Genomic DNA, 26,367 nt, shown 5'->3' on the forward strand with positions numbered 1-26,367 from the left:
AAATAAAGGGGGGAGTGGAAGTAGTAGTGTTTTTCTACTTCCATAATGAAACATATTCTAACATTTTGGAGATTATAAAATGGTTGATGTCTTCATTGTCAGACATGAAATTTACTTCACATCGTATAATACTTATATTTTAATATTATATAAATGTTTTTATTTGTTTTTCTATTCAAGTTTTAAATAATTGTTTAGATATATTATACTTTATGGAATTTGAAAAAAGAATGGGGCTGTATGACTCCAATCGTCTAGCAGATATTTTATTCATTTTTCACAAGAACCAAAATAAATTCTTCAATGATGAGCTTTCAAAATATGATTTAAATTTACTACAGGCTTTATGCTTATTAATGATAAATAAAAATGATGAACTAAATCAAAAAGCTTTATCTGATGGTATGTATTTAACAAAAGGGGCAATCACGAAAGCGGTTACAAAACTAGAAAGTGAAAAATGGATTTCACGTGAAAAATCTCATAAAGATAAACGTAATTATGTTTTAAGATTAACTGAAAAGGGCAGAAATTTTCTTCCGATACTTGGTGAAATAAACAGAAGTTGGATAACCCAAATGGGTTTAAATGAGTTAGACCCTGAATTCTTGGAGACATGTAAGGAATTGACATTAAGATCCATTGAACTAAATTTAAAAAAAGAGTAAAAAAAGGATTTTAATATTGGTAAAATCCTTTTCCAGCATTAATTCCGGTTTCACCGGCATCGATTTTTTCTTTTAGCATTTTTGCTATTTTTCCAGGAGTAGTTTCCGGGTCCTGTGAATCAGGATTCATGATTACGATATTGTAGGCAGTTGTAAGTCCGACAATATCTAAAATATGGAATGGTCCTGCAGGTGCGCCGGTGGCCAGCATCCAAGTCTTATCGATTGTTTCATGGTCTGCAACATCATTTGCAAGCAATGCCTGAGCGGCATTCAAAAATGGAACCAAGAGTGAATTCAAGATATATCCAGGCTGTTCCTTTTTAAGTTTTAAAGGAATCATGTTGATGTCTTCTGCAAATTTGACTACTTCATCGTAGTACTTCTGCTCAGTTCCGGGATGTCCCATTACTTCAGCGGTGTTATTTGCCCAAATTGTGTTTGCAAAGTGAAGTGACAGGTATTTTTCAGGCCTTCCGGTATATTCGGCAAACATTGATGGAAGCAATGTTGAAGAGTTGGTAACCAAAATGGTTTTTTCTTCCATATGCTTTGCCAGTTCCTGGTAGAATGCTATCTTTTCTTTTGGATTTTCAGCGATTGCTTCAATGATTAAATCTGCATCCGCTGCAGCTTCCTCATAACTTGTTGTTAGGGTCAAGCTTTCATAAGCCTTTTGGGCTTGCTCTTTTAACTCATCAAGTTCTTCAACAGTCAAATCTGTTTTTTTAGCCAAACCTCTGCAATATGCACTTGGATCAGTTTTCATTGCTTCAAGAGTATCGACATAAATGTTTTTGAATCTCTCGAGTTTAGGTTTAGCCCTTTCTATGGAGTCCTCACTTCTAAGCCAAATTGTAACATCAAATCCGCAATAGGCTGTTTGCAGTGCAATTTGACTTCCGAGTACTCCTCCGCCTGCAACAACGACTTTTTTTATACTCATTTTTCAAACCTCAATTAGTTTACTTGTAAATTAATATTTGTTTTTTGACCTATATAAACTATAAGATTATTAAGTGTTAATTACAAAAATAGTGTTAATGAGTGCATTAAATAATTTACAAAGAAGAAATAATATTTTAAAATCAAAATTATTACATGACAAGTTGAAACACGGAACTTTTCAGTTCAATACTTTTAAAAGAGAGTTATTGCTTGTTTTAAATTCATATAAAACTCATAAATCCCTTATCAAAGCATCAAAAACAGTTGGTTTGGATAAAAATCTACCTATTGAATGGTTTATAGAAGGACAATTGGGAAATCCTCAATTTAGAGGATTTTATCTTGCAATATCTCAAATGGATAGATTTGAACCTCAACCCCGTTCTTCAAAGGTTGAAGAGATAGTTTCTCCAGAGGTTGAGGAAGTCGTTTCTCCTGATGTAGAGGAGGCTGCGAAAAATTATACTATTTCTGAATATGTTAATTCCTGCGTGTATACTGCCGAAATCGATGGTGAAAAAATTTCAATTGTTTCAAGGGATTTGGATACTTTAAAACAATTGGTCCGTTCTAAAAATCTTCCAATTGATTAAGAACATTCGTTACAAACAGGATTGCGTAGTTTCAAAATCCCTTTCTTGCTAACTATTTCGTCAATTCCTGAGTTTTTTATCATTCTAAAGCATATCGGACAAGGTTCTGCATCTTCTATTTCTACCCAAGCTCCCTCATCATACTTTTCTCCAGCCAGATAAATTGTTGATCCAAGCATTTCATTCCTGCTTGCACTGATCATTGCATTCTGTTCTGCATGAACTGAAAAGCAATCATTATAATTGCCGGAATTTGATGGAAGGTTCATTCTTTTACAGTTTCCCCTATCACAGCAGTTTTCTTCTCCTCTTGGGTTTCCATTATAACCTGTACTGATTATTTCATCGTTATTGACTATTACCGCTCCGTAGCGCCTTTTTAAACAGGTGCTTCTTTTTGATACTGCAAGGGCTATTGCAAGGTAATATTCAGTTTTGCTCATACGGTTTGCATTATTTTCATTTATGGATGTTTCATCTACCATTTATTCCATCTCCTTTCCTTCAAAAATAATTATTTAAGAATTAAATCACATCTTATATTTTGTTTTGAATAATCAGTGAAAACATTCATCATTTCAACCAATTCTTCCTTGTTATATTATTGGTGTTAATGTTAATTAAATTGAATGCATTATTTTTATTTCTGTTTTTTCAATAAAATTTCAATGTTAATTTTCACATGTCAAACTGCCCTGAAAAAACACTGGCGCATTTATTAACCAGTATGCACAATCTATTTGTATGACTCGTAACAGACGCGTAACAATAAGCATCAATAATGACATTGACTTGAATTTCAGAAAAATTGCCTCCAATAAGATGCTTTTTAAAACAGGTTGGTACTCAAAGGCGATTGAAGAGGCAATGTTGTTGTGGATGGAAAAAGAGAAGGAATAAAATTATTTTTTTCTCTTTTTTTCTTTTTTTAATCATTAACTATTTAAATTAAGCAAATCTATTTATTAATATAGAGTGGGTGTCTTAAATGGAAAGTGATGAATTTAGAACTGTTAGAGTTTATACTAAAAAATACACTAGTAAGGATAAGGACGGAAATACTGTCGAAAAGGAATCTCAGCAAAAACAGGTCAGTCTCAAAAAAGAGGATTCATTTGAGGATGGTGACTTAGTTAAAGTATTGGCGCAGGAAGACTATGAAAAATTGATGGACAATCAGTTTTCCGATGCAAAGCTCGATGAATTCAAACACACTATTGAAGCCAAAGATGCTGAAATCGCTACATTGGAACAGCAGATTCAGACTCTCAAGGCATCATTTTTCGATGATGTCGATTCCTTAAAGGAACAATTGACTGATAAGGAAGAGCTTATCAAAGCCAAGGATGAGATTCACGAGCTAAACAAAAAGATTACTAGTATTGACGATGAACGTGTAGCTATTTTTAAAGAGCTTGACTATAAGAATAAGATGATTTTGGCCTATAATGTCGAACTTAACAAGTCTATCTTGAATGCAATCAATGTCGTTATCGATGAGGCAAGGGACAACATCAACAAAAGGAATGCCGAGCTTGCCGAAGGTTTGGAAAAATCCATCGAAAAGTCCAAGCAGGAAGTTAATGAGAAGAACAAGGCAATAGCATATGAGATAAAGTCTACTGTTGAGGACATGAACGAGCAAATCAGGAACACAAGCACCCTCAAGATGGTATTGAATAAAAGAAAGATTAATTTAAGAGTGCCTGTTGACGATTTGCTTAAGCCTTTTGAATTTGACTTTGATGTTGAGCAGTTGCTTGCAGGCCAGGCCTTAGAACTTGATGCTGCTGAAATCCTAAAAGAGGTAATGCCGAAACTTCCAGAACCTTTTTCCAAATACATTGACACCCTGGAAGAATCAGAAGAGCCTGAAACAATCGAAGTGACACCTAAAGAGGATTAGTTTATGAAAACATTCAATGCAGGTTACATTACCTTTGAATATCCCGATGAGTGGGAAGCCGAAAAGGCAGACATTTTGTCCAATCCGGATTGCATTGCAACATTGTCCAAAGGAGAGGATAACCTTATCAATGCAGTCATGTTTCCAACTCAGACTAACCTTGATGATTACAAGATATTCATGGAAGATGCAATTTCGGATGATGGAGGAGTCATTTTAGCTTCAGATTTCACACAAATTGCAGATATGGACGCAATCAAGCTTCATGCAAATATGGATACTCCTGAAATCAACTTTGACATCCACACTTACGTTTTCATAGAAAAGGGCAATATCTATATCTTTGAACTTAGAACCCTTGACGTTTCAGGCGAATCCGAGCGCGAGTTCAAAAATATCGTTTCATCACTTAAAATCTTAAAATAATTGAGTGTATTCAAGTAGATAATCCATATAGTTTCTGTCAAGTATCTTTAAGGTTGAGATGTTTTGTGGTGTGGTGCCTGAACGCTCTTCTACAAGATTTCTCAAGGATCTGTTTTTCATGTGTGCATGAATCTCTTTTATGACAAATTCCATATTCTCAAGATTCTTTTTTTCCAGCTCTTCCTGTGTGATGTCTTCATAAATGGGATAGGTATTCAAATCGTATGATTTGGTTGGTGTCTGCAGGACATTCAAATGACTGTAATAATTTGCAGAATCGGCTAGAAATCCATCAATTCCCATATATGTCAAAATAGGCATGAATGAAATTTCAGTGAACGGGAAAATGAAGTAGCTTGTCTTTTTGGCTTCTTTTTTAAGGGATACAACAATTTCAACAAGGTCTCTGGAGTTTGTAAGCAATGCATCCCCATTGGCGATTATGAATCCGTTATATCCGATTTCTTCCAGCTTTTTCATGCATTCAATTCTCAAATCAGTGTATTTGGACCCTTGAATAACTGCAACATCACATTCATCGACATTTTCTTCAGCAAGCCTTAATGTTTCAGCTACATTGAACTCGGCAATTTCACGGTCAATGTTATGGGCTGATCCTTCGCTTGGAGCGATTTTTAATTCATCTTTAAAAAATATTTTTGGAGTGATTTCGCCATCGATTTTTCCGATTCTTCCAGGTCCGTCATGTGATTTGATTTCGAATTTTTTTATCATTTATGTCTATCCTACTATTTGTTATGTTAATTTTAGTCGTTTTAGGTTTATAAAAATTTTTCATAAAGTGTAACCTTTTTGATTACACGGCTCAAAATTTTAGTAACCTTTATATATGGTTTTTTAAAGAATATTAGTATAGATTAGAGGAAATAATCCTATGAAAATCTGAGGTGTGTTTTTAATGTCTATAATAAATCGTCTTAAAACCTTGTTTAAAGGAGATATTGAGAAAGAAGAAACAGACATCAATAATGATGTATTAAACACATCTGATGATGTCGAAGTTACATCTTCACAAATTGAAAAAGAACCTGTTACTGAGGCTGAACCAGTTGTAGAGGCAGAAGAAGCAACTGTGGAAGAATCAGCAGACAGTGTTGAAGATTCAGCTTCTGATGACATCAATCCTGAAGAGGATAAAGTTGAGACTATCAAGGAAGAAATTCACGAGAAAGTTGAGGCTGATAAAGAAGAAATTCATGAAAAAGTTGAGACTATCAAGGAAGAAATTCACGAGAAAGTTGAAGCTGAAAAAGATGTAAAAGAAGCTGATGAGGATTCAAATAAAGATAAAGAGAGAGATACCATGACTTTATTGACTGATACAGAATTATTAAATGATAGTAATCGTGATCCAGATTTCACCGCTGAGTTCATTGATGCTGGAATCGAAACTGTAAAACACTGTTTCCAATGTGGTACCTGCAGTGGTAGTTGCCCATCTGGAAGAAGAACTCCATACAAAGTAAGACAAATTGTCAGAAAATGTTTATTAGGATTAAAAGATGAAGTTATCACTGACGATGCTTTATGGATGTGTACTACTTGTTACACTTGCCAAGAAAGATGTCTCAGAAGCGTTAAAATTGTGGAAATTATCAAAAAAGCACGTAACATTGCAGCTCACGCTGGATACATGGCAAAACCACACAAAATGACTGGTGTATTTGTAATGAATACTGGTCACGCTGTACCTATTAACGACAATGTTAAAGCTTTAAGGGCAAAAATCGGTCTTCCTGAATTGCCACCTACAACTCACACTTATCCTGAAGCTTTAGAAGAAGTACAAAAATTATGTAAAATTACTGCATTCGACGAATTAATCGGTTATGATGAAGCAACCGGCGGATTAAAAGAATAGATTTAAGAGGAGAGTTATAATATGGAAATCGCATACTTCTTAGGTTGTATTATGAACAACCGTTATCCTGGTGTTGAAAAAGCAACCAGAAAATTATTTGAAGCATTAGATATTGAATTAAAAGACATGGAAGGAGCATCTTGTTGTCCTGCTCCTGGTGTATTCGGATCTTTTGATGAAGAGACCTGGGCTACTATCGCAGCTCGTAACTTAACTCTTGCAGAAGACATGGAAGCTGACATCATGACTGAATGTAACGGATGTTTCGGTTCCTTATTCGAATGTAACCACATTTTAAAAGAAGATGAAGAGAAAAAAGCTAAAATTAACGCTAACTTAGCTGAAATCGGAAGAGAATACAAAGGTACTATTGAAGTAAAACACTTCGCTCAAATTTTAAGAGATGATGTCGGATACGAAAAATTAGCTTCCCTCATCGAAAAACCTTTAGACTTAAATGTAGCTGTTCACTACGGTTGCCACTTCTTAAAACCAACCAAAACTATTGGTATTGAAGATCAAGCTGAAAACCCATCCATTTTAGATGACCTTGTAGAAATCACCGGTGCAAAATCCGTTGACTACAAAGACAAAATGATGTGTTGTGGTGCTGGTGGAGGTTTAAGAGCTAGAGACTTAGACGTAACTACTAGTTTCACTAAAGAAAAACTCGACCACATGACCGAAGCTGGCGTAGATGCAATCGTTAACGTATGTCCTTTCTGCCACATGCAATTTGACCAAGGTCAAACTGAAGTTAACGAAAGATACGGAACTGACTTTGCACTTCCTGTATTCCACTTAGCTCAATTATACGGATTAGCTATGGGATTATCAGCTGAAGAATTAACCTTCGATGCTCAAAAAATTGATGCAACCCCTGCTATCAAAAAAGCATTAGGTGAATAGATTTAAGGATTTTTTCAATCCTTTTATTTTTTATTTTTTTTAGGCATTGAAAACACAGTTCGGATTAAGTTATCATTTTTTGATAACTTTTTTTTATTACAAATTATTTTTGTTTGTAATCATACGAATTATTTGCAAGCATGTTTATATATGATTAATTAAAGAAAATTAAGTGTTATATATTTAAGAGGTGTAATTATGTTTGTAGCAACATTAGATGGTATATTTAAATATGCTGACCTTCCGGAAGAATATGAACCTTACGTTCAATTCAAAGCAACTATCGACAAAAGAGAACTCAAATCTTCAGATGAAATAGCTATTTTAAACATTGCTGGTACTTCTACTCATCATGTCTTATTCTTAGATGCATATTCAAGCACTGATGAAATTGAACAAGAGCTAAAAGATGCGGATGCCCAAATCAATCATACTACTTTAAAAATTATAGGTGGACATTTATGAGCTTACCCTCTGAACAGGCCTGGTTAGTTCTTAATAAGCTCATCGCTGATTTGAGTGAAAAGGGATATGAAATCCCTCAAGGAATTAACCCCGAGATGGGAATAATTAGATCTACTATCAGTTCATATCATAGAGACCCTACCCATCCCGAATTGATTAATGGTTTAGCTAAAGCTGAAATGTCTTTAAATAATATTCAAGCTACTCTTTTATCTATAGCTGAACAAGAGGATGAAGAATATGTTGATTATTGGCTTGATTTACTAAAACAGGTCATGCAAGGAAAAGAGCTATTTGAATTTCCTGAATCAAGGTCAAGATTTCTTGTAAACACTCCTCCAGGTTTAACTACAGGCAGAATTAATTTAAGAGTTCCTTTGGCTGAAGAGAGAGTTCAAGAAATTGCAGAATGGAATGGTCTTATCATAGAATTTGAGGATGATGTGACTGTTCAATTACACGGTGATAAAGGAGACCTCCAATTTGGTTTAAAAGAAATGGGGTCATTCTTTTTAGAAGATTAAGGTGATTTTATGACTAAAATATTAGCTATTAGTGATGCACACGGCGAAGAAAATGAAAACTTATACACTTATTTGAATAATAATGATATTGATTTAGTTTTGATTTTAGGTGATATTACCAATTTCGGACCTTTGGATTTTGTCGCCACATTTATTAACAAAATAGCTGATTGTGGTGTAGATGTGATGGCTATTCCTGGAAACTGCGACCCAACCGGAATCTGTAATGCTATTAATGATGTAGCATTCTGTCTTCATAATAATATTGTCGCTTATGGCGATGCAATATTATTCGGTTTTGGCGGATCCAATCCAACTCCATTCGACACCCCTGGTGAAATGGATGATGATAAGATTTATAGGGCAGTTTATGATTTATTAGCCAATTATGATTATGTTTACAATACAGAAGTTCCAAAAGTAAGAATACTTGTTACTCATGCTCCACCTTTCAATACTGAAGCTGATAGGGTTGAAAACGGTGAACATGTGGGCAGTTCAGGCATTCAGAAATCAATTCATGAATTTGAACCTGAAATAAATCTTTGCGGTCATATTCATGAAGCAAGATCACTTAGTAAGATTGGAATTACTACTGATGTGGCAAATCCTGGAATGCTTAAAGATAATGGTGCTGTCTTAATTGATATTAAAGATGGTTCTAATTATGACATTGATATCATTTCTTTAGATGAATAACCATATTTCATCTATTTTTTTCTATTTTTGTTTAGTTTTATCATTTCTTAAAAATCAAATAACAAATTTTATTTAATATTAATTTTAAACATTACTTCGTGGAGTGATATCATGATTTGGGTTACTGGAAATGTAGATGGTGAAAAATACAAAGAACCCTTTTCTAAAGGAATAATGTCTCGTTCACTCAATGTTGCAGATATTGGGACTGAAAGGGCATATGATTTAGCTAGTGACATAGAAGAGGAACTAGTTAAAAATAATGTTGTTGAAATTTCCAGTTATGAATTGGCAGATGTTGTTTTAAACCATTTAAAAGGAGTAGACCCAAAAATTGCAAAAAAATATGAAAATTGGAGATCTTTAAGGAAGTCTAAAGAGCCATTAATCATTTTAATTGGTGGAGCATCTGGCGTAGGCACTTCCTCAATGGCTTTTGAGCTGGCTAGTCGCTTAAGATTGAAAAATCTTATCAGTACAGATATGATTCGTGAAGTAATGCGTAAAATTGTATCAAAAGAGCTAAGCCCGGTTATCCATAAATCCAGTTTTGATGCTCATGAAAGCATTAGAACCCCATCAATTAGGGCAGACCCGGTTATTGAAGGATTTATCAGTCATGTTGAAGTTGTAAATGTAGGTATTGAAGCTATTATTGAGAGATCCGTTAAGGAAGGAATCAGCACAATTATTGAAGGTGTTCATGTAGTTCCGGGCTTCATCAGAAAGGATTTAATGGATAATAATAACATAATTATATTTACTTTAACGGTAGATGATGAGGAATCGCATAAACAAAGATTTTATTCAAGATGCAGGCAGCCTTGGGTTAAAAGATCTCTTGAAAGATATATGGAAAACTTTGAAGCTATTAGAAAAACACAAAATTTTTTAGTAGAACAAGCAGAAATTCATGATGCTCGCATAATCAACAATGTAGATATTAATGAAACTATAGATATCATGATAAATGATATACTGGAAAAATTTGGAGGTGTAGACAGTGTTGAGCAAGAAAGTCAAAGAAATAATGACAACTGATGTAATAACTACTGCCTGTGATGTGGATGTAGTATGTGCATTTGAGAAATTAATGAAAAATAAGATTAGTTCTCTTCCAGTTGTTGAAGATGAAAAATTAGTAGGAATTATAACTGCAACCGATGTTGGTCATAATTTAATTTTGGATAAATATGAATTAGGAACCAGCGTTAAAGAAATAATGATTAAACCGGTAGTTACCGTTTCTCCTGAAGATGATATTGAAACAGCAATCAGTATTATGAAAGATGGTGCATCTTCCGGAATATTGAATCAACTTCCTGTTGTTGAAGATGGGAAATTAGTTGGTATTATTTCTGATGGGGACATTATTCAAGAAATTTTTTAATTAAATTGAATTATCCTCTATTTTTTTTAATTTTGCCTTTTTTTAAGCAGTTACAGTAACCATAGTTCTTTTCTAGAAAATTCGATTTTTGATTTTATATTTTTTTTACAGTAATACTTTTAATTTCCAGTAATTAATTTTAACGAACATTTATATATCATTAACATCATATATTATTAGTGGCTAGACTGGAGGGTTAGGGGTCCTCTGTAAGCACACACCCCCTTTGGTGCGGTCGAAGTTCAAAAGGCGGCTTTTTGAGAGAATGTAAGCCTAAGAGAAACAGCATAGAAACCTCGTCCTACAGGATTGGTGGTGATGAGATTTTTACTGGAGGGTAAAAATTAGTCAGCTTTGATATGGAAATGGGTCAGGCCCGGAAGGGAGCAGCTTTACTATTAACATTCAATGCTTGTAGAATCGCGGGGCGGAGTTGGGTTTTTTAGATCACTTATATTTTTGAGATTAGTCCACTTTTGAACACGCCATTTAAATAAATAATTAAGTTTATAAATAAGTTTTTACAATATATCTTATTATACTTGTTTTTTTAACTGTCGGGATGGCCCAGCCTGGTACGGCGTCGGACTGCTAATCCGATGGTCTCACGACCTCCGGGGTTCAAATCCCCGTCCCGGCGTTTTTAATCTTATTCATCTATTTCTTGGTTATGGTTGTACTCTAATCCAATTGGACAGGCATGTACAGTTGCAGATTTTATCATTGGTATTTTCTTTACAATATTTTCCTGCACTTGGTGAGCTATTTCGTGTGATTCTGTAACAGTCATATCTCCATCAAGTTGAATATGTAATGTTACTGTAGCATAAGAACCGAAATAATTTACTTTAATATCATGTGCATTGTGTACTTTAGGTGTTTTATTGGCAATTTTTTCTATTCTTCTTATTAAATCTTCGGATGGGATTTTACCCATAATATTATCTATATTCTCTTTTCCTATTTCATAAGCGGTTTTTAAAATCAACAGTCCAATGACGAAACCCACTATAGGATCTAAGATGGGATATCCCATGTTTGATACAACAACTCCAACCAAAACCGCTATGGATGAAAATATGTCTGTCCTTTGATGTTTTCCATCGGCCACTATGGCGGGGCTATTGATTTCTTCTCCAATTTTTATAATGTAATTACTGATTGCGTAGTTTGTAAATATTCCAAAGATAGCCATTAACGCCGCTAATGTGTCTGGAATTGTGATGAGGGATGGATTAAGTATTTTATTAAATGCTCCAGTTATTATTTCATAAGCAACCATAGTTAAAAATAATACAATTACCAGCCCGCTTATTGCTTCTGCACGGCCGTGTCCTATTGGGTGCTCTTCATCTGCAGGTTTCTGGCCAATCTTAAATCCTGCATAGGCAATAATTGTGGTTGCAACGTCAGATAATGTATGCGCTCCTTCAGACACTAATGCGTAACTACCGGACATCAATCCAACGATTATATTAAAAACGGTTAAAAAGCAGTTTGCAATGATTGCTACAGTCGCTGCTTTTTTCCCACCTCTGCTTCTAAATTCATCCATTAACTACACGCTCTTCTAAGATATCCATTGCTTTTTCAATATTTTCGTAGGAATTTGCATAGGACATGCGTACATGGTTTTTACCATTCAATCCGAATGCAACTCCAGGAACTGTTATTACTCCTGCTTTTGCAGCTTTCATGACAAAATCTTCATCTTCAATTCTTGGGAACACATAAAATGCACCTTCAGCATTGACGGTTTCATATCCCATTTCGTTTAAACGTCTTACAATCAGGTCACGCCTTCTTTGAAATTCGCTAACCATTTTGTTAACGTCATCTTGAGGTCCAGTCAATGCTTCATATGCTCCTTTTTGTGCAGTTGTATTTGCACAAGCGATATTATACTGGTGTATTTTAAGCAATTGTTCAGTATTAAACTCATTTGCTGTTAAATAGCCAATTCTAAGTCCTGTCATGGCATATGTTTTTGAAAATCCGTTTAATGTGATTACATTATCGCTGTACTTTGCAGGGGAGTAATGTTTTTTGTCGTAAATGATTTTTTCATAAATTTCATCAGAAATGATTAGGAAATTCTCATCCATTGATAAATCCGCTATAGCTTTAACATCTTCCTTTTCCATAACTGCACCAGTCGGATTTGACGGGGAATTTATGATAATTGCTTTTGTCTTGTCAGTTATTTTTTCTTGAACGTCCTCAGCTTTCAATTTAAATTCATTTTCCATTGTACAGTCTACGGGAACTATTGTACCTTCTGCCATTTTTACACAGGCTTCATATGAAAGAAAACTTGGATCAGGAAGTAAAACTTCATCTCCTTTTTCAATAAATGCTTGTGCGCACATGAATAATGCTTCACTTGCACCTACTGTAACAATGATATTTTCCGGATTAGTATCTATTCCATTATCATTTTTAAATTTTTTAACGATTTCTTCTCTTAATTCAATATTTCCCTTATTGGATGTGTAATGTGTATCGTTTTCATCAATTGATTTTTTCATTGCATTCTTAATATTTTCCGGAACATTAAAATCAGGTTCGCCGATCCCTAAATTTATTGCATCAGGGTTTGTCACTTCAAACATTTTTCTTATTAATGATAGTTCAATTGATTTTGTTCTAGTTGCAGGATTTATCATAATTTTTCCCTCTTATTATTTTCTTAGTTGTTATTATTATATAATTATTATTATTGCAATAATTCTTATTATTCTTGGAAATTTATTTTTTTCTAGAAATTATTTTTCACATGCTCCACAATTATAGCATGGACTTGTTTCACACCATGGAGTTTGTTTCAAATTTCTCAATCGTTTGTTTTCTATTTTCAAAAATCTTTCATCTACACCAACATCAATTTTGCTCCAAGGCAATTCATCATCAATATCATATTTTGGGGTTAACTCTCTCCATTCTTTCAGTGTAGGTTGTTTTGTCAACGATTTTTCAATAATTGCACCAATGCCCCTATTTCCACAAGACAATATATATTGAACTAATCCTTTTTTAGGACTTTCACACTTAATGTTATATTTTCGCATTTCCTTTTGAATATACCTGGTCTTTCGTTTAATGTCTTTAAAATCATATGGTTCCCATTGTAATGGCGTATGGGGTTTTGGAATAACGGGATTTATACTGAATTTCACATTCTTAATGCTATTATGCATATTGGCTATTTTTTTCATGTACTCACATAATTCTTCAATGTCATCCATGGTTTCTCCAGGTATGCCAATCAGGAAATATAATTTTATTTTAAAGTCAAGATCAATAGCATCTTTTATTACTGTAAAAATTTGCTCTTCCAGTATATCTTTATTGATTACTTTTCTCAACCTGTCAATTGACTCGGGTGCCAAGGTTATTGTTTTAAGTCCACTTCGTTTAAGTGATTCCAAAGTTTCTCTGGTTATTGATTCGATTCTCAACGATGGAGTTGAAATTTGAAAACCTTCACTTTCAAGACCAATGATCAATTTTTCCAAATCATTGTAGTCTGAAACTGCAGCTCCAATCAATGTAATTTTATTGAGCCCTGTATTTTCACGATTCTTAATGGCGATTTCAATCAACTTCTTGTAATCGGTTTGTCTCATGGGCCTATAGAGATAACTTGACATGCAAAATCTGCAGCCCCTTGTACAACCTCTTGAAACATTCAGCATTATTGAATTATTAAATATGGTCTGGTAATTTTCATCATCGCTTTTGCTAATGATTGGTTCTGTGATATGGTATGCTTCATCCATATCTTCGACAATATTGATTTTTGTTTTATTGTTAAATTCGGGAATATAAATCCCCGGCAGGTCTAAAAATTTTTCTAGATTTTTATCTTTGGCTTCACGATATTTATCAAAAAATAGGTTTATAATATTTTCCCCTTCGCCAATAATGAATAGGTCAATATAATCTGACAATGGCATAGGATTTGCAGTCACGCTTGGACCACCTGCTATGATTAAGGGGTCATCTTTTGTTCTGTCATTTCTTTTGAGTGGTATTTCAGCTTTTTTTAGCATTTCTAAAACATTAAAATAGTCCTCTTCAAACTGGATGGAAAAGCTTATTACGTCAAAATATTTGAGAGGAGTATTTGATTCCATTGAATTAACGCTAGGAAAAATTATTCGCTCACACCAAGTATCTTCACGTTCATTAATTTGATTATATAATATATTGTAGCCTAATGAGGACATCGCAGTCCTATAAACATTGGGATAGGTTAATCCAAAATGAATATCGATTTTTCGGATATTTTTTTTGAAAATATTTTTTTCATATAGCATATAATCAACCATTTTTCATTTTTGAAGAATTTTCTTTTTTTAACTTAAATTCGTTATTTTTAATTTTATAACTTCGTTTTGTTTTATTTTTTTTAATTGAAGCAATAATTTATCCAATTTTTCTATAAAATCTAAATTTTAACTGAATTTTCTTATAAAAGCTTCAATTTTTCAAATATTCTCATTCATGAGTTTGTAAAAATTTTAAGTAAAATTCAAGATATTTAATCTTATCTAAGGTTATTTCACTATAATTGTTCTTTTATTTTAAATTAATATATGATTTCTATCTATTTTAAAAGATTTAATAGATTTAAATGGGTTTTTTAGATTTTAAAGTTTTAAAAACATTTATATAAGATAAAATCATATATCTTTATCCACTCATTATGAAATACTATATTTTAGTATAATCATATTTTACTTAAAATTTTCGTAATGAGAACCAAGAGGTGGAAAAATTTCGATAAAAAACAAAACTTTATTACTATCAGTTGTATTAATGATGTTCCTTTTAGTAGGTGCAGTTAGTGCAACAGAATTAAATAATGTTTCAAATACAGAAGATTCAAATTTAGCAACCGATAATGTTGATGCATTATCTGTAGAAAATAAATTAGAAGTTTCTAGCGAGGATTCTATCTCAGAAACTAATATAGTTAATTCTCATGATGATGATTTGAATAATTATCTTGATAATGATGCCTTAAAAAGCACTTATGAGGATAGTTATGGGCAAGTCCAAACTTCCGATAAAGTAAGCGTTGATGAAAAATCATCTGATAATGATGTTTTGTCTGCTTCAAGTAGTGATGAATCATCTAGTGGCTCTACAAAAGTATCTACAAAGTTATCCGTATCTGATACACATTATGCTAAATCAGCTACATATTTCAAGGTAACTTTAAAAGATAAAGACGGTAAAGCTATTAGTAATCAGAAAATCTCTTTGAAAGTTAAAGGTAAAACCTATTCTGCTGTTAGTAATAGTAATGGTGTTGCTTCTATTAAAACGAAAGCATTAGCAAAGGGATCTTATACTGTCGCATTGACTTATGCGGGAAGTACAAGTTATTCATCTTCAACTCTTTCAAAGAAAGTTAAAGTATTATCATCTATTAGTGGAAGTGACATTACCAGATACTATGGACGTGTTTCCAAGTATTCAGTAACATTTTGGAAAAACAATAACGCATTAGCAAATACAAAAGTTTCATTTAAAGTAAATGGAGTGACTTATACCAAAACTACAAATAAAAATGGAGTTGCAAAATTACCAGTTAATTTAGCTCCAGGGAAATATATTATTACTGTTAAAAATCCTTACTCTAAGGAATCCGTATCTAAAAAGTATATTTCTAAAAAAGACGGTACTGTTCTTAAACACGGTTCTAGTACATTCATGACTCCGAATAAAAAACATTCATTCACTGTTACTTTAAAATCAAAACATGATGTTCCAATTAAAGGTAAAAAAGTAACATTCAAATATAACAATAAAAAAGTAACTGCTAAGACCAATGCAAAGGGGAAAGCCACTATTACTCTCTCAGGTCTTAAGAAAGGTACTTATTCTATTAGTTATAGTTATTCTGGAGATAAATTTTATTCAAAGTCTTCCGGGTCTAGTAAATTATATGTCGGTACTAAACAAACTGTTAAACTGTCAGCAGGGGATTTAATAATGGATTATAAAGATGGTTCTGTTTATAAAGCTAGTGTAAAAGATAAATCAGGAAACCCTCTTAAAAACGTAAAAGTGAAATTTACTATTAACGGAAAATCTTATACTCATAAAACCGATTCTAAAGGTATTGCTAAGCAGAGTGTAGGTCTTAATATTGGATATTATGCCATAAAAACCGTGGTTTCAGATAAGCATTATAAATCAAGTACTGTAAGTAAACATGTGTCAGTTAAAGGAACAAAATTTGTAGGTAGTGATCTTTATGTATCACCAGGTTCAAGTGTTTCTTATTCAGTTAAAGTATTGAATTATAAAAATAATCCAATCAAGGGTACTGAGGTTTCATTTACTGTAGATGGTGAGAAATACACTGTAAGCACTAACTCAAATGGTGTTGCTAAAGTAGGTTTAGGAGTTTTATCTAATGGTACTCATAAGATTACGTACTCTAAAGATTCCTATTCTGGTTCATCAAAGATATATGTTGTGAATTCTGTAACTATTAAACAGCTTATAGATGCATCAGACAATGTTGAAAAATACATTGAAAAAAATCATAAACTACCATCAACTGTTAATATCGGTGGTGTTACTTACTCTACAGCAGAGTATATGTATTTAGTATCTAAAGCCATAATTAACTTAAAATCTGGTAGTAAAGCAAGGATTCTTGTTAAGGATATTGATAATCCAAGCAATCCTTCATCAACATATAGTTCCGGCAATTTAAATAATTATCTTGCTGTTGCAAAAAGTCTTGTTAAAAGTGCAGACTCTAACGGTAAAATGCCTAATGTTGTAGGATCTAAAATTGGAAAAATCGGTTATAATCCTGCTGTTTATGCATTTGCTAGAGTTGTAACATTTTATGGAGATAATCATAGAATGCCATCATATGTTGAAATTAAATCTGTTTCAACTGCCAGCAAATCTTCTAGTTTGAACTCTAAGAACACTATTAAGGATTTGACTGCATATTTACTAGCAACTAAAAATTGCCAAGTAAATAACAAGAAAATCAAACAACTAGTAGATAAGTTAACTAAAGGCTTAAAAACTAAAAAACAGAAAGCAACTGCAATCTTTAATTATGTTAGAGATACAATTTCATATAGTTTCTACTATGACACAAAACATGGTGCTGTAGGCACATTAAAAGCCAAATCAGGTAACTGTGTTGATCATTCACATTTACTTGTGGCAATGTATAGATCTGCAGGACTTGCTGCCAGATATGGTCATGGTAAATGTACGTTCACTAGCGGAGGTACATATGGGCATGTTTGGGCTCAAGTATTGATTGGAAATACTTGGAAAGTAAGTGATGCAACAAGTTCTAGAAACTCGTTAGGAAAAGTAGTTAATTGGAATACAAAGTCCTATAAGTTATATGGATACTCTTCAAGTATTTCATTCTAATTAACTATTTTTATTTTTTTTTTTAAATTTCATTTTATTTTTTTTAAACTCATTTTTTTTAATAGCTAACAATTTATAATAGTTTTAATAAATATTTACTCAGCAAACTATTAGGACAATATTATGAATTCTAAGAGATATAATAAAGTTGCTGTTGGTGGCACTTTTGATAAGTTTCATGACGGACATAAAAAATTATTATCAACTGCTTTCGAGCTTGGTGAAATAATTGAGATTGGTGTTACTTCTGATGAATTCGGAGGCTTAAAAGGAGATATCGATTCCTGTGAGGAGAGGATGGGTAATCTTAAGTCTTTTTTTTCAGATAAATCCAATTTTGTTGTTATTCCTTTAAATGATGCTTATGGAACCACTATCTATGATAGTGATTTTGATGCTATCGTTGTTAGTGAAGAGACCGAGCCCACAGCAGTTGAAATTAATGAGATTAGAGTTTCTAAAGGTATGAAACCTCTTGATATTGTTGTTGTTAGTTTTGTGCTGGCTTATGATGGAAATCCCATATCTTCAACACGAATAAGGCGTGGTGAAATTACTCGCAATGGGAATTTCATAGAATAATCTAAAAAAATAATCGATATGTTTATTAATGCATTTCGATAAATTATAGATTAACATAAAAAAATTTTTTTATGTATGACTTTGAGGTGGTTATATGGCAGTTAAAATTGATGCTGATAAATGTGGACATATAAATGATTGTCCAGTGCAAGGGTTATGTATTAAACTTTGTGAACAAGGAGCAATCATTGAAGAAAATGGGGATGTAGCAATCGTTCCTGAAAATTGTGATGATTGTGATCTTTGTATACAAAATTGTCCAAATCAAGCTATTTCCAAAGCATGAGGGATAATATGTTTAATATAGAAAGAAAAGGTGAAGAGCACCGTAAATTATCGTACAAAGATGCAAACTGTGTAGGATGCGGAATCTGTACTGACGTTTGCCCAACATCTTCTTTAAGATTAGGTCCTGTTGTCCCAATCGCACGTGGACTGATTGAAATGGATTTAGTTTCTGTAAATCAAGATTCCTGTGTATTTTGTGGATTGTGTTCTGTAGCTTGTCCTTTTGATGCATTATCCTTAGAAATTAATGGGGAATCCATTAAAGATAATAAAAGTTATCCAATTTGGGAAACAGAATCAAAAGTTGATGATGAAGAGTGCATATACTGTGGCAGATGTAATGAAGTTTGTCCAAGGGATTCAATTTTATTTGAGAGAAATCTTCCTAATCCAGTCGATTTAGTTAGAGGAGAAATTGAAATAGATAAGGATCAATGCATCTATTGTTCTTTCTGTGCAGATTTGTGTCCTGCTGGAGCCATTATAATTGATAATGTTCCTGCATCTAATGTAGATAAATTAAATAACTCTATTGAAGTAGATTTATCTAAATGTATTTTCTGTGGAGTATGTAAAAGGGTATGTCCGGAAAATGCAATTAAACAAATCTGTTCTACTTGCATGTATGCAGAAGATATTGACGTTCCAGAAATTACTGGTGAAACAATAATTTTAGAAAGTTCATGTGTAAATTGTTCATGGTGTTCTGAAATTTGTCCAGTTGATGCAATTACAGTAGTAAAACCATTCGAAGGTAAATTAGAATTGGTTGAAACTGAAGAAAACATCTGTAAAGGCGATTCTTGTCATGCTTGTCAAGATGTATGCCCATGTAATGCAGTTAGCATTGTTGATGGAAAATCTGTCACTAATTTAGACTTCTGTAATTTATGTGGTGCTTGTGTTGGCGCATGTCCACAGAATATTAGAATCCTAACCAGGACCGATATGAAATTAACTAATGTTAATTCAGAATCCTGGAAGGAAATTTTAAACACTTTAATTGGAAAATAGAGAGTATTACTCTCCATTTTCATATTTTATTTATTAAAAAATCTCTTTCTGTCTTTAACAAATTTTTTATATTGTTTTGCGTTTTATCAGTCATATTTGATATATAACTTCCTACAAGGAGCACTATAACGATTAATCCTCCAACAATCAAGATTAATTCAGCACTTCCTTGTCCGCTATTGTCTAATTTTTTATACATGGGTCCTATTGTCAAGTATTGTATTTCTGACGTCTATTATGTCATCCTTTGCTTTCAAGCTGACATCACTTGTTTCCATATAAGATCGGTATATGGTTAATGCCAATAATGCAATAACCAATACTCCTCCGAAGAGTAAAATGTACTCTGCGGCACCTTGACCAGAATTTTCGTTGATAAATTTTTTCATTGATTTCATAGTTTTTCACCATTATTTAATTTAATTTTTTGATATATTAATATTACTATTTACTATAAAAAGTATTACTTTTTGGTGTTTTTCACCTAATTTTCGTGCTTTTTTCCATTAACTTTATAAATGTTGAGTTAAATATTATATAATAGTTAAATAATAGAGTGATTAATAATTGATAAGGGTGAAATCGTGGGAAATACAATAAAATTAGTTTCAGGTTTTATTTTATTTGTAATTGGTGTTCTCATTGCATATGAGACAAGTGTGTATAACTTAATAGATATTTTATTAGTGGTTGGATTAATCATTTCAATCGTTGGAGTGATATTAATTGTCAGCTATTTTGTTGATTCTAATGCAGACAGAACAACAAACATGATTAAAGAATTTTTAGAATCTAAAGAATTTAATTCCCCATCATTAGGCGGTTTAGAAAAGAAATCCAGTAATGATGCTAGGCCTTTAAAAGTTCGTAAAGATTATGATGATTATGATGAATATAATGATTTGGATTATGAGGAATTAATCATTGAAGAATATCCTGATGATTTAAATACTGAATATTATGGGGATTCTTTTGAAGATAATCCTAAAGCTGTTTTAAATGTTGTAGATAGAGAAGAAAAAGAAGTAGATTTAGATAAACAGTTAGTATTTACTCCTAATTACGGTAGGCCATTGAAAGTCACTAGAGTGCCTAAAAAACGCCAAACTGAGTATCTAAGTGAGGAAATCCCTCCTTTTGTTATTGAAAACGATAAATCTAATGAAATTCAAAAGGCATTATTAGAAGATACTCCTTCTGAACCAATAATCTCTGCTCAAGAATTAGTATCTCCTGAACTTCCTGAAAGAGAAATCAAAATCGACGTTAACAATCCAGAAAGCCTGCCTGTTCCAAAATCACTTAATAGTTATGTGATATGTAATGATGGGTTAATAACCTCACAGGAAGCTTTTGATAAGTTAGCTAATTATGTTAATAAAGAGATAATGTTGGAAATCCCTTCATTAAACGATTTATCTGATAGATTTTTATCTCATGTTCCTTCAATTTATTCCAGAGTAATTATTGACGAATTTGATATTTCAGATATGTCTTACATGTTTTTAATTACTTCTCTTTTAAAACAAGGAGTTCATATTAAAACCGTTCCTAAAGTCCATACAGTCAATCTGATAACCGATGATTCTCATGCTATGATCATATCAGAAGGTCAAAATGACTTTGAATATGGTGCAGTATATGAGGATAGGAACTCCATTTCAAATATTAGGGCAGATTTCGAAAAAACTTGGAGTCTTGCCGCCAATTTAGATGAAAAAATCCTTGGTTCTGTTGGGGGAACTGTTTAATGGAAATCAGATGGTTAGGTCATTCAGCTTTTGAAATAATCAGTGATGATGGCGTTAAAATTTTAATTGACCCATTCATTAGCAACAATCCAACTTGTCAAGTTCCGGTCGAGGAATTGCATCCAGATATAATTCTCTTGACTCACGGACACTCTGATCATTTTGGTGATGCTTTGGAAATATCAAATAGTACTAATGCTCCTATTGCATGTATTCACGAAATTTCACTCTTTTTAGCTAAACAAGGAATTAGGAACATTAGTGTTAATATTGGCGGGTCTTTTATATTTAGAAATATTAAATTCACTATGCTGGAGGCCAAACATTCTTCTGAAATTGATATGGTAGAAGAAATCGTTCCAGGAGGCACTGCAGCAAGCTTTTTAATAACATTTGAAGATGGAACTAAGATATTCCACTGTGGGGACACTGGTTTATTTGGCGATATGAAAGATATAATAGGTGCAATATATAAACCTAATGTTGTTATGGTTCCAATTGGTGATAAATTTACTATGGGTCCATTTGAAGCGGCATTAGGTACAATGTGGATGAATCCAAAAGTAGTCATTCCAATGCATTACAATACTTTCCCACCTATAGAACAAGATCCGGCAATTTTTGCTAATTTTGTAAGTCAGTTTAACCCTAACATTGATGTAGTGGTTATGAATCCTGATGAATACTTTGAATTTAATCCTGAAGATTATCTGGATTAATTTTTTTCATATTTTTTTCTTTGGTGATATTCCTCATCAATATCGCATTTTCCGGATGGCAGCACTCTTATAATGTCATCAAGGGTTAACAAGTCCTCTTCATTAATTTTGTGCAATATCTTTTTAGCTATAGCTTCTTTTTTTGTAAAACCAGGTTTTAAGACAACATAATTATCGCAATGTGCTTCGACTGCTTCTATTGGACCGGCCATAATTCTTTTTCCTTCATAATCTACAATTCCAACTGCAAGTTTTACCCGTGCACCTCGAATATAATTGCGGTGCCCCCTTATGACAAACGATCCTTTTGCTAGGAACTCACCAGCTTCAGGTGTTTTTGAAACTTGGTCTGGATGAACCCAGAATACGTCTTGTGTTGTGAAGCCCATTGACCAAGCAGATGAAAATGATGCTGCAAACTCACCAGATTCTTTAAGGAGACTGTCATTTAACTCACTGCCCCCTAATTTAATTGCAAGGGAACTGGCACCATGTATATCTGCATGCAAATAAATGTCATTTGGCTCTAAATATTTCTTTACAATGCTTTCATTGCTATTAGCATCTCTTCCACCAACAACAAGAACATTGTCTGAACTGATGAACCATCTTAATTTTTCATACCATTTAAGATTCTTTTTGACTCTTTTTCTAGGCACTGCGACATGCTCCATAGCAATGTCTTTTTTAGCTTTAATGTCCTCTAGTTGCTTTTTAGTATTTTCAATAGCAATTAAAGCACCTTTTGTTTTTCTTTTAGCTTTTTTTGCTTTTTCATAATAAATTTCAGCATTTTCAGGGATGGTCAATTTTGGATCTATTATTAGCTTTGTATTGTCAATATCTAATGTTAAAACACCCATCTTATCTATTGATTCATAAATTTGCGCTTCAGCCATGCCCTCTTGTTTAGCTTTTTTCAAGATTTTTCCAATTTCTTTAAATGAGTAGTCTTTACCTCTTGCTGAGTTAACAACATTTATGATGTTTTCAATTGTAGGGTAATTAGAATAAATAACCTCTCCTTTATGTTGGCTATCTTCTATGGTTCTTGCAAAATTATCGAGTGTTTCTTGTTGTAAATTCAATCTTTTTTCGAACTTGTTTACTTTTTTATTCCAAGCCGCTTCCTTCACATCTTTGATTGTCGTGTTTACTTTTTTGGAATAAAATTCATCACAGGCCTCATTAAAGTTAGTGTAATATGTTTTTTCAAAGTCCTGATATTTGACAAGATCCAGCGGTATAACATCCTCTTTGGAATCTTTTTTTACAATCTGCGGTTTAATTGAACCATTTTTTAAGTTATCGAATAATTCTCTAAGGGCATTATAAATTTCAGAAATCTGTTTGTCCGTCAATTCAGTTGTAGGGGTATTTTTATCCACTTCAACATTATCATTTGCCCTTTTGATGATTTCTTCGGCATATAGGCTCCCAAGTCCGTTCATTGCAAGGGTTCTTACAACATCACTATCATCATTATTCTTGAATAATTCTTTCAATTCACTTTCACCAACAGTGATGGGGTTTATTCCTCGCTCTTCTGGGAATACATATTCCCTTTTGGAACTGATGTCCCTTGCACTCAATTGCTTTCTTTTAAGCGGTAAAATGATATTATTCTCATCGTCTAAAAGAATTATATTTCCTTTATCAAATAGTTCAACGATAATGGTATAATACTGATCTTTTTTAACTCTAATCTCAACTACACGGTCGAAATTATGCTGTTTAATGCTTTCCACATGAGCTCCTTTAACCCTTTTTCTTAAAAGCATTGGAAATGTCGGAGGAGTAGTTGGATTTTCCAGTGGATATTGGCTGGTGTGTATTCTGGAGCCACACTGCATCACCAAATCGATTCTACCAGTTCCCGGAACATGAAATCTCATTACTACAATATCTTTGGTAGGTTGAAATGATTTATCAACTCTTGCACCGTTTAATAAATTATTTAGTTCATCACTTATTGTATAAACATCTACATTAGACATGGATTTCATCATAACACCTTTTTTTAACAATACTTTAATATATTATAACTAACTAAAATTATATTAATATATTTAATTTAATGGAGGATATCAATGGACACAACTATCAAAGTTACAACTATTCATATTATTGCAGGTCTTTTTGCAGCACTTCTTTCAACCGGATTAACTCTTGGTTGGTTTGGTTTTAAAAACGAAATACTTGCATTCTTTGTAGCATTAATCATATTATATTTCATTGGCCAATTGTGCCAAAAAATCGCTGGAGAGGAAATCTCCGGATTTTCCCAATGGTTATGGGATGGAATTTCACCATTCTACTTTACTTGGGTTATAGCATATACATTATTCATAATGTACTTATAAGCCTCCAAAGAATAACCATACGAATACTATAAATAAGGCGGTTATCAATAAGACTGGAGCTATAATTCTGCTTACGGCCACAACGGAACTTATTGTTGAGATGAGTTCTGTTGAATTTTTCGGTCCGAATGTGTTCAAATCTTTAATTTTTTCAGTTCCGGTTCCAACTTCTACTTTTTCTAAATCCAATATTGCTTCTTGGATACTTAATCTAACAAATTTTATTATTTCTGACCTTTTTGTAATTCCAACAGGGTTGTATCCTCTTGAAATTGTATTTACGGTATGTGTATCTGTGGTCATAACTTCAATTTCATCTATTGCCAGATCGCTTACTGCATCAATGATTTCTTGTCTGAATCCGACTTCCATATTGTTCGAATCAAAAAGGACATATGCTGTTCTTTGGTCATCAACTTCAACAATCATTGTTTTTATGCCGCTGTCACCGATTCCATCATGTTTGTCTAGAGACCCCATTGTATCTTCATAGCAGCCCACTCTGATTTCATGCTTTGTCTGATTAGATTCGATTCTATCGATGACGTCTATTAATTGGAACACTTCAGCGTTTCCAGGCAATACTTCTCCTCCTTCAGGTGAAAATGAGTTGTGGCAATCTACAATAATGGAATCATTAACATTGCAGCGGCTTCTGCTTTGCGCCATCATTGTAAGCCCGACACCAAATTCAATGTCATCAACCGCTTCAGGAGCAAAGGTAGATAAGATAACCATTCCTTTATTAAAGAATTGCACACCGATTTTGGCTTTTTCAGAAGTATACCTTACAAATCTGCTTGCTTCTGGCGAATATTCAACTTTTTCCAATCCTCTTCTTACGGATTTTTCTACTTTGTCAATTTCGGATACCTTGATTGGATTGAAATCATGTGTTGAAGGGCCATGTGCAACCATTGTGAAATGGTCGAATTTATTTGCAAGCAAAGTCGGCATATTGGATCCTCCAATGTCTCCTAAAGGTCCCGGATGCACAGATGGAGAAATGAATAATGCTTTAATTCCATCTTCTGTTTTAAAGCTAATGAAGGTAACTATTGTATCAATAGCTTCACTCATATTTTCAAATATTCCTTCAAGTGAATTGGATCCTTCATTCATATGTGCAATAAATAAGCTTAATAAATCTAAAGCACCGATTCCCAGATTTCTCTTGAATGGTGATGCAATGACATTAACAAATGCATAAATGGCTATTACAAATATCACCGCTGCAATAATTGCTTTTATTGTAATCTGTACTATTGCAGGGCCCATGAAACTGGTATCAATGAACAGAAATGTAATTAAAGTATACATTGCTAAAATTAGTAACGGCTGGATGAAACCTGTAACTGCAGCTATTGCAAATCTTACCTTGGTTGCGGTCCAGAAGACCAATGTATTGAATCCATAAATCAATACGCATCCAAATATCATTGAATTTAAGAAGATATCAGTGTTGAAAATCTGTGAAATTATGCATCCTATGATGATGACTATGCCAAGTATAGTCATTGAGAGTGCGGATAAAAACATTGAATGCTTTATCTTTAAATTTATTCCATGAAGTATGCTGATTACCTGTTGGTTTAATGCTCCGCTCATTACTGATGAAAAACCTAATACTACCAGACCGAATATTCCTCCAGTAATGATATCCTCTACAATCCCAACATTTGGTATGGAATCAATTAAATAAAAAGTACTGCCTATTATAAAGCTTATAACAAGCATTGCCATAATTGAAATTTCAGTTTTGGGCAGGGTTTTAATATATTTTGACAGCCCCGCAACGCTACTCATACTTGACAT

The 26,367-nt window shown here is 33.1% G+C and carries 28 protein-coding genes, 1 tRNA gene and 1 other RNA gene; 21 read left to right on the forward strand and 9 right to left on the reverse strand.

Translation table 11 applies throughout. The features are described 5' to 3' along the window. Positions 1-212: 212 nt before the first annotated feature. Positions 213-668 carry a MarR family winged helix-turn-helix transcriptional regulator gene (locus ACJROP_RS05660; RefSeq protein ID WP_406534514.1) on the forward strand — a complete coding sequence of 152 codons (456 nt, stop codon included), beginning with the start codon at positions 213-215 and terminating at the stop codon, positions 666-668. Positions 669-678: 10 nt separating this feature from the next. Here the strand turns inward: ACJROP_RS05660 and ACJROP_RS05665 are convergent, their stop codons facing one another. Continuing rightward, the gene (locus ACJROP_RS05665) at positions 679-1,614 is read right to left on the reverse strand and encodes a 3-hydroxyacyl-CoA dehydrogenase (protein WP_406534515.1); all 936 of its coding nucleotides are present in this window, start codon (positions 1,612-1,614) and stop codon (positions 679-681) included. A gap of 97 nt (positions 1,615-1,711) precedes the next feature. Here ACJROP_RS05665 and ACJROP_RS05670 point away from each other — a divergent pair, with 97 nt between their 5' ends. Further along, positions 1,712-2,209, forward strand: a complete 498-nt coding sequence (locus ACJROP_RS05670; protein ID WP_406534516.1) for a hypothetical protein — start codon at positions 1,712-1,714, stop codon at positions 2,207-2,209. On the opposite strand, the gene ACJROP_RS05675 is transcribed toward ACJROP_RS05670, so the two are convergent. Beyond that, entirely contained in the window at positions 2,206-2,694 is a 489-nt protein-coding gene (locus ACJROP_RS05675; protein ID WP_406534517.1) for a deoxycytidylate deaminase, read from the reverse strand. The two genes, ACJROP_RS05670 and ACJROP_RS05675, sit on opposite strands and share 4 nt — an antisense overlap. A gap of 259 nt (positions 2,695-2,953) precedes the next feature. Between ACJROP_RS05675 and ACJROP_RS05680 the strand changes: the two genes are divergently transcribed. The 3 genes from ACJROP_RS05680 to ACJROP_RS05690 all read left to right on the forward strand — a co-directional run bounded on the left by ACJROP_RS05680 (position 2,954) and on the right by ACJROP_RS05690 (position 4,541). Next, positions 2,954-3,109, forward strand: coding sequence for a hypothetical protein (locus tag ACJROP_RS05680; protein ID WP_406534518.1), 156 nt, complete (start codon positions 2,954-2,956; stop codon positions 3,107-3,109). 88 nt (positions 3,110-3,197) lie between these two features. Further along, positions 3,198-4,115, forward strand: a complete 918-nt coding sequence (locus ACJROP_RS05685) for a hypothetical protein (RefSeq protein ID WP_406534519.1) — start codon at positions 3,198-3,200, stop codon at positions 4,113-4,115. Positions 4,116-4,118: 3 nt separating this feature from the next. Further along, the gene (locus ACJROP_RS05690; protein WP_406534520.1) at positions 4,119-4,541 is read left to right on the forward strand and encodes a hypothetical protein; all 423 of its coding nucleotides are present in this window, start codon (positions 4,119-4,121) and stop codon (positions 4,539-4,541) included. On the opposite strand, the gene ACJROP_RS05695 is transcribed toward ACJROP_RS05690, so the two are convergent. Beyond that, positions 4,533-5,276, reverse strand: coding sequence for an archaeosine tRNA-ribosyltransferase (locus ACJROP_RS05695; RefSeq protein ID WP_406534521.1), 744 nt, complete (start codon positions 5,274-5,276; stop codon positions 4,533-4,535). The genes ACJROP_RS05690 and ACJROP_RS05695 overlap by 9 nt on opposite strands. A gap of 184 nt (positions 5,277-5,460) precedes the next feature. Here ACJROP_RS05695 and hdrC point away from each other — a divergent pair, with 184 nt between their 5' ends. The 9 genes from hdrC to ACJROP_RS05740 all read left to right on the forward strand — a co-directional run bounded on the left by hdrC (position 5,461) and on the right by ACJROP_RS05740 (position 11,050). After that, entirely contained in the window at positions 5,461-6,423 is a 963-nt protein-coding gene (gene hdrC, locus ACJROP_RS05700) for a CoB--CoM heterodisulfide reductase subunit C (RefSeq protein ID WP_406534522.1), read from the forward strand. A gap of 21 nt (positions 6,424-6,444) precedes the next feature. Beyond that, entirely contained in the window at positions 6,445-7,332 is an 888-nt protein-coding gene (gene hdrB, locus ACJROP_RS05705) for a CoB--CoM heterodisulfide reductase subunit B (protein WP_406534523.1), read from the forward strand. A gap of 198 nt (positions 7,333-7,530) precedes the next feature. Continuing rightward, entirely contained in the window at positions 7,531-7,797 is a 267-nt protein-coding gene (locus tag ACJROP_RS05710) for a DUF749 domain-containing protein (protein ID WP_406534524.1), read from the forward strand. Further along, a complete protein-coding gene (locus tag ACJROP_RS05715; RefSeq protein WP_406534525.1) occupies positions 7,794-8,321 on the forward strand; it encodes a DUF2096 family protein in 528 nt (175 codons plus the stop codon). Before ACJROP_RS05710 ends, ACJROP_RS05715 begins: the two co-directional genes overlap by 4 nt. A 9-nt stretch (positions 8,322-8,330) precedes the next feature. After that, positions 8,331-9,020 carry a metallophosphoesterase gene (locus ACJROP_RS05720; RefSeq protein ID WP_406534526.1) on the forward strand — a complete coding sequence of 230 codons (690 nt, stop codon included), beginning with the start codon at positions 8,331-8,333 and terminating at the stop codon, positions 9,018-9,020. 111 nt (positions 9,021-9,131) lie between these two features. Then, on the forward strand, positions 9,132-10,061 hold the full coding sequence (locus ACJROP_RS05725; protein WP_406534527.1) for a 2-phosphoglycerate kinase: 930 nt from the start codon (positions 9,132-9,134) through the stop codon (positions 10,059-10,061). Continuing rightward, positions 10,051-10,410 carry a CBS domain-containing protein gene (locus tag ACJROP_RS05730; RefSeq protein WP_406534540.1) on the forward strand — a complete coding sequence of 120 codons (360 nt, stop codon included), beginning with the start codon at positions 10,051-10,053 and terminating at the stop codon, positions 10,408-10,410. The genes ACJROP_RS05725 and ACJROP_RS05730 overlap by 11 nt, the downstream gene beginning before the upstream one ends. Positions 10,411-10,586: 176 nt before the next feature. Next, an RNA gene (ffs, locus tag ACJROP_RS05735) (signal recognition particle sRNA) lies at positions 10,587-10,902 on the forward strand. 64 nt (positions 10,903-10,966) lie between these two features. Further along, positions 10,967-11,050 (forward strand) — tRNA-Ser (locus ACJROP_RS05740). 9 nt (positions 11,051-11,059) lie between these two features. Here ACJROP_RS05740 and ACJROP_RS05745 read toward each other — a convergent pair. From ACJROP_RS05745 to ACJROP_RS05755, 3 genes are all read right to left on the reverse strand, one after another. After that, positions 11,060-11,965: a cation diffusion facilitator family transporter gene (locus ACJROP_RS05745; RefSeq protein ID WP_406534528.1), complete on the reverse strand. Its 906-nt coding sequence runs from the start codon at positions 11,963-11,965 to the stop codon at positions 11,060-11,062. Beyond that, entirely contained in the window at positions 11,958-13,076 is a 1,119-nt protein-coding gene (locus tag ACJROP_RS05750) for a pyridoxal phosphate-dependent aminotransferase (protein ID WP_406534529.1), read from the reverse strand. Before ACJROP_RS05750 ends, ACJROP_RS05745 begins: the two co-directional genes overlap by 8 nt. A 99-nt stretch (positions 13,077-13,175) precedes the next feature. Further along, positions 13,176-14,729, reverse strand: coding sequence for a radical SAM protein (locus tag ACJROP_RS05755; protein ID WP_406534530.1), 1,554 nt, complete (start codon positions 14,727-14,729; stop codon positions 13,176-13,178). A 502-nt stretch (positions 14,730-15,231) separates the two neighbouring features. On the opposite strand from ACJROP_RS05755, the gene ACJROP_RS05760 reads away from it, so the two are divergent. The 4 genes from ACJROP_RS05760 (at position 15,232) to fwdF (ending at position 19,719) form a co-directional block, all read left to right on the forward strand. Next, positions 15,232-17,835, forward strand: coding sequence for an Ig-like domain-containing protein (locus ACJROP_RS05760; protein WP_406534531.1), 2,604 nt, complete (start codon positions 15,232-15,234; stop codon positions 17,833-17,835). A gap of 123 nt (positions 17,836-17,958) precedes the next feature. Further along, positions 17,959-18,417 (forward strand): phosphopantetheine adenylyltransferase, encoded by a 459-nt coding sequence (locus ACJROP_RS05765; protein ID WP_406534532.1) that lies wholly within the window; start codon positions 17,959-17,961, stop codon positions 18,415-18,417. A 94-nt stretch (positions 18,418-18,511) separates the two neighbouring features. Then, positions 18,512-18,703 (forward strand): 4Fe-4S binding protein, encoded by a 192-nt coding sequence (locus ACJROP_RS05770; RefSeq protein ID WP_406534533.1) that lies wholly within the window; start codon positions 18,512-18,514, stop codon positions 18,701-18,703. Between the two features lie 8 nt (positions 18,704-18,711). Continuing rightward, positions 18,712-19,719 carry a tungsten-dependent formylmethanofuran dehydrogenase subunit FwdF gene (gene fwdF / locus ACJROP_RS05775; RefSeq protein ID WP_406534534.1) on the forward strand — a complete coding sequence of 336 codons (1,008 nt, stop codon included), beginning with the start codon at positions 18,712-18,714 and terminating at the stop codon, positions 19,717-19,719. Positions 19,720-19,910: 191 nt separating this feature from the next. Here fwdF and ACJROP_RS05780 read toward each other — a convergent pair whose 3' ends face one another. Next, complete coding sequence (locus tag ACJROP_RS05780) at positions 19,911-20,117, reverse strand: class III signal peptide-containing protein (protein ID WP_405268327.1); 207 nt, start codon at positions 20,115-20,117, stop codon at positions 19,911-19,913. A 186-nt stretch (positions 20,118-20,303) separates the two neighbouring features. On the opposite strand from ACJROP_RS05780, the gene ACJROP_RS05785 reads away from it, so the two are divergent. After that, positions 20,304-21,470: a hypothetical protein gene (locus tag ACJROP_RS05785; RefSeq protein WP_406534535.1), complete on the forward strand. Its 1,167-nt coding sequence runs from the start codon at positions 20,304-20,306 to the stop codon at positions 21,468-21,470. Beyond that, positions 21,470-22,189, forward strand: coding sequence for a metal-dependent hydrolase (locus ACJROP_RS05790; RefSeq protein WP_406534536.1), 720 nt, complete (start codon positions 21,470-21,472; stop codon positions 22,187-22,189). The genes ACJROP_RS05785 and ACJROP_RS05790 overlap by 1 nt, the downstream gene beginning before the upstream one ends. Here the strand turns inward: ACJROP_RS05790 and rqcH are convergent. After that, positions 22,186-24,195, reverse strand: a complete 2,010-nt coding sequence (gene rqcH / locus ACJROP_RS05795) for a ribosome rescue protein RqcH (protein ID WP_406534537.1) — start codon at positions 24,193-24,195, stop codon at positions 22,186-22,188. The two genes, ACJROP_RS05790 and rqcH, sit on opposite strands and share 4 nt — an antisense overlap. An 84-nt stretch (positions 24,196-24,279) precedes the next feature. On the opposite strand from rqcH, the gene ACJROP_RS05800 reads away from it, so the two are divergent. Beyond that, positions 24,280-24,552: a hypothetical protein gene (locus tag ACJROP_RS05800; RefSeq protein WP_406534538.1), complete on the forward strand. Its 273-nt coding sequence runs from the start codon at positions 24,280-24,282 to the stop codon at positions 24,550-24,552. Here ACJROP_RS05800 and ACJROP_RS05805 read toward each other — a convergent pair. Further along, a partial coding sequence (locus tag ACJROP_RS05805; RefSeq protein WP_406534539.1) for a DUF2070 family protein occupies positions 24,547-26,367 on the reverse strand: 1,821 nt, incomplete at its 5' end. The two genes, ACJROP_RS05800 and ACJROP_RS05805, sit on opposite strands and share 6 nt — an antisense overlap.

This window comes from Methanobrevibacter sp., from assembly GCF_045220775.1.
Lineage (GTDB): Archaea > Methanobacteriota > Methanobacteria > Methanobacteriales > Methanobacteriaceae > Methanocatella.